1 protein-coding gene is annotated in these 1,090 nt (G+C 40.4%); it reads left to right on the top strand.

Features of this window, described 5'->3' with window-relative positions; translation table 11 throughout:
• Nucleotides 1–398 precede the first annotated feature (398 nt).
• Nucleotides 399–1,090, top strand: a 692-nt coding sequence (locus A3766_RS02605) for a JmjC domain-containing protein (RefSeq protein ID WP_068641614.1), incomplete at its 3' end; no start/stop codon positions are given.

Here is a 1,090-nt window from a genome sequence, read left to right as displayed (position 1 = left end):
AAGGCGATCACCCTAGCAACCTGATATTGGCCGACTATCATGCTGGAACAGTCTACAACGGCTTTTGGTTAAATAACCTGATCGAACAACTTAACCAAGGTTTTAAGCTTCAATTAAGCCCTTTATCCGAAGAAGAAATACTGCGTGTGATTCTGCCCGTGTTATCAAAAAACGAGTGAATAAGTAGATTTTCAAGAAATAGCTAGCCGCACAAGCTCTTCCACTAAGAGTACTAGAGAAAAAGGAATGCAAAATGTATAAATACATAAAACTAGATCAAGAACAGCAGTTCTCCGACTTCAACAAAAGGTCATTCAAATTTAACCAGTCTGTAGGAGACACCTCTAGCATCACTTGATAGTCTATCTGAGTTAGTCCTCAGACTTCCCCCGGAGCACGTGTATGCCAGCTCTAGTAAAGTCGACATCAATGCAAATCTTGATACAGCTCATAAAGAACATAAAATAGAATGCTCATTAGAGCACGCACTGGAAAATCTGGCGACTTCAGACTCTTTTGTGATGGTTAGAAGTCCTGAAATTGACGAACAATATAAAGAGCTATTTACAGGGCTAAAGAACGACCTTGAACAACTTGCCCAAGAACTAGGTACAGAAATTACTGACTCAACACTCTATCTATTTATCACGTCACCAAATGGCACAACGCCTTATCACATCGACCGGTATAGCACTTTCCTTATGCAACTTACGGGCACTAAAGAAGTCTATACGTGGGAACCCTGGAATAAAGAACAAATTAGTGATGATGAACTGGAAACATTTGTAGCCAAAACCCATAAAGTAGCACCAAGCTTACGGGACGAATTTGTTAACACCTCAACAAAAACTTTTATTAAGCCAGGTGAAGGCGCTCATATTCCCTATTTAGCACCACACTGGGTAAAAACATGCGATGAAGTTTCAGCCTCAGTATCAATTATCTTCAACACGAAAGAAACTCAGAAGAAAGGCTTAGCCTTGCGCTTTAATGAATTAGTTAAGAGGAGACTGGGAATCAAGCTAAGCCCTATATCCGGTGACAAAAAGATCAGTGACGCCATAAAAGTATTCCTATTCAAAGTGGCCGC

The sequence above is a fragment of the Oleiphilus sp. HI0132 genome, assembly GCF_001635845.1.
Note: the sequence above shows the minus strand (reverse complement) of the source record. Positions and strands in the feature narration are given on the sequence as shown.